Origin of the sequence: Micromonospora echinofusca, assembly GCF_017614955.1 — a bacterium.
Taxonomy (GTDB): Bacteria; Actinomycetota; Actinomycetes; order Mycobacteriales; family Micromonosporaceae; genus Micromonospora; species Micromonospora echinofusca_A.
Genome location: NZ_WVUH01000356.1, coordinates 1 through 7024, shown reverse-complemented (window position 1 = coordinate 7024; position 7024 = coordinate 1). Strand labels below are relative to the sequence as shown.

Below are 7024 nucleotides of genomic sequence, written 5' to 3'. Positions count from 1 at the left end.
CGCCCCGCACCCGCCGACGGTGCTCGCCACCGCCGGCTCCGGAGCCGGGTTCAAGTCCGCCCCGGCCGCCGCCCGCCGCGCGGCCCGCACCGTGCTGACGCTCCTCGCCGACCGGCGGCAACCGATCCGGTCCGGTCCGGGCGGGAGTCCGTCCGACCCACCGCGCGTACCGCGCTGACCATAAAGAACATGTGGAGGAAGTGTGCCCCGTCCCCTCAGATCGGCCGCCCTGGCGGCGCTCGTACTCTCCGTCGGTGCCTCGCTGCTCACCGGCTGCGGCGCGGTGACCGAGAAGCCGACCGCCACGACGGGTTGCACGCCCGGGCGTGGTGCCGGTGACACGTACCCCTCGCCCACCGTGGTCGACGTGGCGACGGCACCGGACGCGGCGGCGCTCGTGCCGGCGGCGATCCGCGCCAAGGGGGAACTGGTCGTCGCCACCGACGCGTCCGCGCCACCGAACGAGTTCACCGATGTCCGTACCGGTGCCATCACCGGCCTGGAGCCCGACCTGGCCCTGGCCGTCGGCCGGGCACTCGGGCTCCGGGTGACCTTCCGCAACATGCCGTTCGACGGCATCCTGGCCAGTGTCCAGTCGGGCCGGGCGGACCTCGGCATGTCGTCGCTGACCGACACGGCCGCCCGGGAGAAGAGCTACGACTTCGTCACGTACTTCAAGGCCGGCAACTCGGTGATGATCCGCAAGTGCAACCCCAGCGGTATCGCGTCCTACGTCGACCTGTGCGGCAAGACGGTGGGCGCGGTCAAGGGCACCTACCACCTCGACCGGCTCGACCCGGCCAAGAGCGCCGAACCGGGATCGATCGTGAAGATCTGCACGGACGCCGGCCGGCAGCCGCCCCGACCGATGGGTTTCGTGAAGGCCACCGACGCCAACTCGGCGCTGGAGGCCGAACGGATCGAGGCGTTCCTCGCGGACAGCCCGGTCATCGACTACGCGTTGAGCCGTAACCCGGAGGTCTTCGAGAAGGCCGGCGGGGACGAGGGGGTGGCGCCCTACGGCATCGCGGTACGCAAGGACGCCGGCACGCTGAAGGACGCGCTGAAGGCGGCCATCGCGCACCTGATGTCCACCGGAACGTACCTGAAGATCCTCAACAACTGGGGCGTCGCGGCCGGTGGTATCGACGCACCGCAGATCAACGCGGCCACGAAGGGCTGACCGGGACAATGGGTCTCGCGGGCGTCGACAAGGTCCGGGACGACATCCGGACGCCGGGCGGGCCACCGCTCCCGGTCAAGGTGGTGCCGGTCCGGCACCCCGGACGGTGGATCGTGTCGGCGGTACTGCTCGTCCTCGCCGCGATGATGGTCAACTCGCTGCTGACCAATCCGGCGTGGGACTGGCCGACCGTCGGGGAGTACCTCTTCTCCCGGCGGGTGCTCGACGGGCTGGTGCTGACGGTCATGCTGACGGTCGCCGCCATGCTCATGGGCATCGTGCTCGGCGTCGCGGTGGCGATGACCCGGCTCTCCGGCAACCCGGTGCTGCGCGCCGTGGCCTGGCTCTACGCCTGGTTCTTCCGGGGTACCCCGGTGCTGGTCCAGATCATTTTCTGGTCCTTCATCGGGTTCCTCTACCCGGTGCTGTCACTGGGCATCCCGTTCGGCCCGGAGTTCGTCTACTTCGACGCCAACGCGCTGATCCCCATCGTGGTGGGCGGGTTGCTCGGTCTCGGCCTGAACGAGGCCGCGTACATGTCGGAGATCGTCCGGGCGGGCATCCTCTCCGTCGACCGGGGTCAGACCGAGGCGGCCCAGGCGCTGGGTATGACCAGGGCGACGCTGATGCGCCGGATCGTGCTCCCGCAGGCGATGCGGGTGATCCTGCCCCCCACCGGCAACCAGACCATCTCGATGTTGAAGACCACCTCACTGCTGAGCGTCATCGCCGTCGGTGATCTCTTCACCACCGTCCAGCTCATCTACGGCAGCAACTACCGGCAGATCCCGCTGCTGGTGGTGGCGAGCCTGTGGTATCTGGCCCTCACCTCGCTGCTGTCGGTCGGCCAGTACTTCATCGAGCGGCGGTTCGCCCGCAGCAGCTGACCGGTACGCCCGGGGTGCCGGGCCGGTGGATCACTTCTCCACCGGCCCGGCACCCCGTACGGCTCAGGAGGTGGTGACCAGTTCCGAACGCCGGGCCGTGCCGGTACGCCGGGCCAGGAGGCTGTCCAGCGCCCAGCGACCCGGGCCGACGACGGCGATGAGCAGGAACGACCAGCAGAACAGGGCGGCGAGTTCACCGCCGTTGTTCATCGGCAGCAGGCCGCTCGGCTGGTGCACCACGAAGTAGGCGTACGCCATCGAGCCGGAGCAGACGACGGCGGCGATCCGGGTACCGAGTCCGACCAGGACCAGCAGGCCCCCGACGAACTGGATCAGGGCGGCCCACCAGCCCGGCCAGACGCCGAACTCGAGGGCCTGCCCGCTGCCCCGGGCACCGCCGAAGACACCGAAGAGCGAGGCCGCGCCGTGCAGCACGAACAACAACCCGACGACCACCCGGAACAGGGTGATCACCGGGTCGGCGAGTCGGTTCGCAGTCACAGGAGGCACCTTTCCCTGGCTGATTCCAGCCAGTGCTGATGTGGAGTGGACGGTGCCCGGGTGCCATCAGCCCTTCCCACATCCACCCCGACGGATCCGTCGCCACGCCCGGTCGATGGAACGACGGCAGGGGCCGGGGTAAACTCTTTGACACCGCAAGCATTCCGCTACACCGGTTATGACTTATTAATCGGCATGTGTCAATGGAAGCGGAATTATCGCTCCCCCACAGTGCACCGACCTCCCACCCGTATCGGGGAGCGGTCGGACGGCGACCCGATCGGGCCCACCTCGACAGGAGCCCCTGCCGCGTCCATGACGCGGCACACCCCACCAGCGGAGCTTTGTGGCTTTTGCCGGTTTGCCCGGTAGGCGCAGGCGTACCAGGGCATGGGAACCGAGCCGTGCCGGGCTGACTCAGCAGACCGTTGCCCTCTCTCCCTGCCGCCACCAGGATCGATTCCGCTGAACGGACACCGGCCGGCACCACCGGTCAGGGTCGAACCATCCACCAGGACAGCGGATCGATCCCTTCGACAGCGTTGCGGTGTGGCGCCCGGAACCTCAGATGATCAACGATTCCTGCCGCCGGAGTCGACTTCCCCTCCGGCAGTGAGAGCAGGAGATCGATGATCAACAGATATGCCGGGAACTGTGGAAAGTGCCGGCAGCGGGTCGAGGCCGGCGCCGGCCAGGCGATCAACGACGGTGGCCGCTGGCAGACGTACCACCACGACTGCGTACCGGTCCGGATCGCACCGGCACCGGGCACCCACACCGGATGGCACGACCTGCCGCTGGTCGGCTTCGACCTGGAAGGCACTCTGCCCGAGCCGATGGAGACCCGGATCGTCTCCGCCGCCCTGGTGTACGCCGACGGCACGCGGGACACCTGGCTGATCGATCCGGGCGTACCGATCCCGGCGGATGCCACCGCCCTGCACGGCTTCACCGACGAGATGCTCCGCAGTAACGGCCGACCGCCGCGCGAGGCGCTCGCCCAGCTCGGGGCGGCGGTCGCCAAACTGGTCGCCGACGGTATCCCGCTGGTCGCGTTCCGCGCCACGTACGACGTGACCGCGCTGCACACCGAACTCGCCCGGCACGGGCTGCCCGCGATCGACTGGGACCGGGCCCGCATCGTCGACCCGTACGTGCTGCACAAGGAGGTCGAGCCGAAGTGGTACGCCCCGGCGCGGCTCGGTGATCTCTGCGGGTACTACCAGGTGCGGCTGGACGCGGCGCACGAGGCGGCCAGCGACGCGCAGGCGGCTGCCGGCCTGGCGCGGGCCATCGCCGCCCGGCACGAGCGGATCGCCCGGATGCCGCTGGACGTGCTGCACAAGGCGCAGGCGGACTGGCACGCCGCGCAGGGTCGTGATCTCCAGGCGCACTTCGACCGGCAGGGCCGCAACGAGACGGTCAACCTCGAATGGCCGTTGGAGACCCGACCACGTACCGACCCGTCCGGCACCTGACCGGTCGGCGTCCCGGCCGCTCGTGGTGGGTGGGGACCGCCCGCTCTCCGGTCAGCAGCGCTGCCGTTGGGCCGTGTAGTGCGTTCCGGCCCTGCCCACCACGGTCAGATCGGTGAGGGCACTGTTCGCGCTGCGGTGGACCCGGGGTGTTAGGAAGGGCCCCTTCCTATACCGAAAACGATAGGAAGGGGCCCTTCCTTACATCTCAGTCGGCTTGGGCGGCGAGTTCGCGGGCACGGTCGCGGGCCGCCTCCAGGGCGGCGAGCAGCGCCGCCCGGACGCCGTGGTTCTCCAGCTCACGGATGGCGGAGATGGTGGTACCGGCCGGCGAGGTGACCGCCTCGCGGAGCTTCACCGGGTGCTCGCCGGAGTCGCGCAGCATCACCGCCGACCCGATCGCGGTCTGCACGATCAACTCGTGCGCGATCTGCCGGGGCAGGCCGAGCAGGATGCCCGCGTCGATCATGGCCTCGACGAGCAGGTAGAAGTAGGCCGGACCGGAGCCGGAGAGCGCGGTCACCGCGTCCTGCTGGGATTCCGGTACCCGGATGGTCGATCCGAGCGGGGTGAACATCTCCTCGGCCAGGGCCAGGTGCTCCCCGGTGGCGTGCGCCCCGGCGGAGATCGCGCTCATCGCCTGGTCGACCAGGGCGGGCGTGTTGGTCATCACCCGGACCACCGGGGTGCCCTCGGGCAGCCGCCGGGCGAAGAAGGTGGTGGGCAGGCCGGCGCAGAGCGAGATGACCAGCTTGTCGGCGGGCACCTTGGGGCCGATCTCGTCGAGCAGCGTGCCGGCGTCCTGCGGTTTGACCGAGACGGCGAGCACCTGCGCCTCGTCGACGGCGGTGAGGTTGTCCACCACCCGGATGCCGTACCGGGTGGCCAGTTCCTCCGCCCGGGACTGCCGCCGCGCGGTCGCCAGCAGCTTCGTCGCCGGCCAGCCGGCCCGCAGCAGACCGGAGAGCATCAGCTCACCGATCTTGCCGGCGCCGATCACCGCGACCGTGGGTGTACCCGGTGCCATCCTGCCTGTCCTTCCCGCGTACCCGATCGTCCGCCTGCCCGGCGTACCCGTGACCGCTCCGGCGTGCTCCCGCCCGGAACTGCCGGGAGGAACACGCCGGAGACGGACGGCGTCAGCTGCCGAAGAAGACCTCGGCCTCTTCGTAGCGCTCCAGCGGCACGGTCTTCAGCTCCCGGGTCGCCTCGGCGAGCGGTACCCGGACGATGTCCGTGCTCTGCATGGCGACCATCTTGCCCCAGTCGCCCTCGTGCGCGGCGTCGATCGCCTGGAGCCCGAGCCGGGTGGCGAGCACCCGGTCGAAGGCGGTCGGGGTGCCACCGCGCTGGATGTGGCCGAGGACGACGGTCCGGGCCTCCTTGCCGGTCTTCGCCTCCAGTTGCTCGGCGAGCCACTGGCCGATGCCGCCGAGGCGGACGTGGCCGAAGGCGTCGAGCTCCTGGTTGTGCAGCACCATCTGACCGTCGAGCGGCTGGGCGCCCTCGGCGACCACCACGATCGGGGCGTACTGGTGCTGGAAGCGCTTCTCGACGTAGCCGGCGACCTGCTCGACGTCGAACTGCCGCTCCGGCAGCAGGATCACGTTGGCGCCACCGGCGAGGCCGGCGTGCAGGGCGATCCAGCCGGCGTGCCGGCCCATCACCTCGACGACGAGGGTGCGGTGGTGGCTCTCGGCGGTGGTGTGCAGCCGGTCGATCGCCTCCATGGCGATGTTGACGGCGGTGTCGAAGCCGAAGGTGTAGTCGGTGGCACCGAGGTCGTTGTCGATGGTCTTCGGCACGCCGATCACCTTGACGTCGAGCTCGTGCAGCTTGGTGGCGACCCCGAGGGTGTCCTCACCGCCGATCGCGATGAGCGCGTCCACGCCCTGCTCGGCCAGGTTGTCCTTGATCCGCTCGACGCCGTTCTCGATCTTGAACGGGTTGGTCCGCGAGGAGCCGAGGATGGTGCCGCCGCGCGGCAGGATGCCCCGCACCTCCGCGATGCCCAGCGGCCGGCTCAGACCCTCCAGCGGGCCCTTCCAGCCGTCCCGGAAGCCTACGAACTCGTGGCCGTAGCTGGCGACGCCCTTACGGACCACCGCCCGGATCACCGCGTTGAGACCTGGGCAGTCGCCACCGCCGGTGAGCACGCCGATACGCATGATCTGCTCATCCTCCTGGAGCTTCAGGTAAGCCCAATCAAGCCCCAGGATAAGAGTCGGTCAGACCGTCGGCGCCGTTGCCGGCCCGGGGCGGGCCGTCACTGCGAACTGTAGTAGCCCTGCTCGGGCGATGACAGCGCGCCCCGGGTAACGGCACCCGATCAGTACCCGACCGTCCGGTTCTCGGCCACGTCGGCCACGTCGGCCCGCCGGTCGGCGGCCACCGCCCGGGCGTAGCCGAGCAGACTGGTGGCCGTGCCGCCCGGTGACTCCCAGTACTCGGCCGAACCGGCGTGCACCTTGAGGAGCGTGATGCCGGGGGTGTCCGGCCCGTCCGGGAACAGCTCCCCCAGCAGCGGGTGCCACAGCCGCTCCGCGCGGTCCCGGCGCCAGGCCTCTGCGGCGGTACCGGAGACCGACACCCACGCCTTCCGGCCGGGGCTGGAGAACGCGATGTTGACCTGCGGGTTCACCCGGATCTGGCGGATCTTGGCGGAGTGGTCGTGGGTGAAGAACCACAGGTCACCGTCGAACTCCGCCTTTTGGAGGACCATGGGCCGGCTGACCTGCCGGCCGTCCAGGTCGGTGGTGGTCAGCATGCAGATCCGGGCGTCCCGGACCAGTTCGGTGATCCTGGCCCGGGCGTCGTCGTCACTCGGCGCGTCGTCGTGGTGCATCGGTCGGTTCCCCCTCGCGTGCGTACCTGCGGGTGCTCACTGCCCGGGCAGGGTCGGAGCAAACCGGCAGCAGGGCGGAACCGTCGGGGAGGAGGCGCACCGGCCCGGACACGGGGCCGCAGCGGTGCGGGCG

At 70.2% G+C, this 7024-nt stretch carries 7 protein-coding genes; 3 read left to right on the top strand and 4 right to left on the bottom strand.

Annotated features, from left to right (window positions below):
- Positions 1-202: 202 nt before the first annotated feature.
- Positions 203-1183 carry an ABC transporter substrate-binding protein gene (locus GSF22_RS28250; protein WP_208816786.1) on the top strand — a complete coding sequence of 327 codons (981 nt, stop codon included), beginning with the start codon at positions 203-205 and terminating at the stop codon, positions 1181-1183.
- Between the two features lie 8 nt (positions 1184-1191).
- A complete protein-coding gene (locus GSF22_RS28245; protein WP_208816785.1) occupies positions 1192-2070 on the top strand; it encodes an amino acid ABC transporter permease in 879 nt (292 codons plus the stop codon).
- A 63-nt stretch (positions 2071-2133) separates the two neighbouring features.
- On the opposite strand, the gene GSF22_RS28240 is transcribed toward GSF22_RS28245, so the two are convergent.
- On the bottom strand, positions 2134-2571 hold the full coding sequence (locus tag GSF22_RS28240) for a DoxX family protein (RefSeq protein WP_208816784.1): 438 nt from the start codon (positions 2569-2571) through the stop codon (positions 2134-2136).
- Between the two features lie 629 nt (positions 2572-3200).
- Here GSF22_RS28240 and GSF22_RS28235 point away from each other — a divergent pair.
- Positions 3201-4049 carry an exonuclease domain-containing protein gene (locus GSF22_RS28235; protein WP_208816783.1) on the top strand — a complete coding sequence of 283 codons (849 nt, stop codon included), beginning with the start codon at positions 3201-3203 and terminating at the stop codon, positions 4047-4049.
- A gap of 205 nt (positions 4050-4254) precedes the next feature.
- Here the strand turns inward: GSF22_RS28235 and proC are convergent, their stop codons facing one another.
- The 3 genes from proC to GSF22_RS28220 all read right to left on the bottom strand — a co-directional run bounded on the left by proC (position 4255) and on the right by GSF22_RS28220 (position 6891).
- Positions 4255-5073 (bottom strand): pyrroline-5-carboxylate reductase, encoded by an 819-nt coding sequence (gene proC, locus GSF22_RS28230; RefSeq protein ID WP_208816782.1) that lies wholly within the window; start codon positions 5071-5073, stop codon positions 4255-4257.
- A gap of 112 nt (positions 5074-5185) precedes the next feature.
- Positions 5186-6214 carry a 6-phosphofructokinase gene (locus tag GSF22_RS28225; RefSeq protein ID WP_208816781.1) on the bottom strand — a complete coding sequence of 343 codons (1029 nt, stop codon included), beginning with the start codon at positions 6212-6214 and terminating at the stop codon, positions 5186-5188.
- A gap of 161 nt (positions 6215-6375) precedes the next feature.
- Entirely contained in the window at positions 6376-6891 is a 516-nt protein-coding gene (locus tag GSF22_RS28220; RefSeq protein WP_208816780.1) for a pyridoxamine 5'-phosphate oxidase family protein, read from the bottom strand.
- Positions 6892-7024 lie beyond the last annotated feature (133 nt).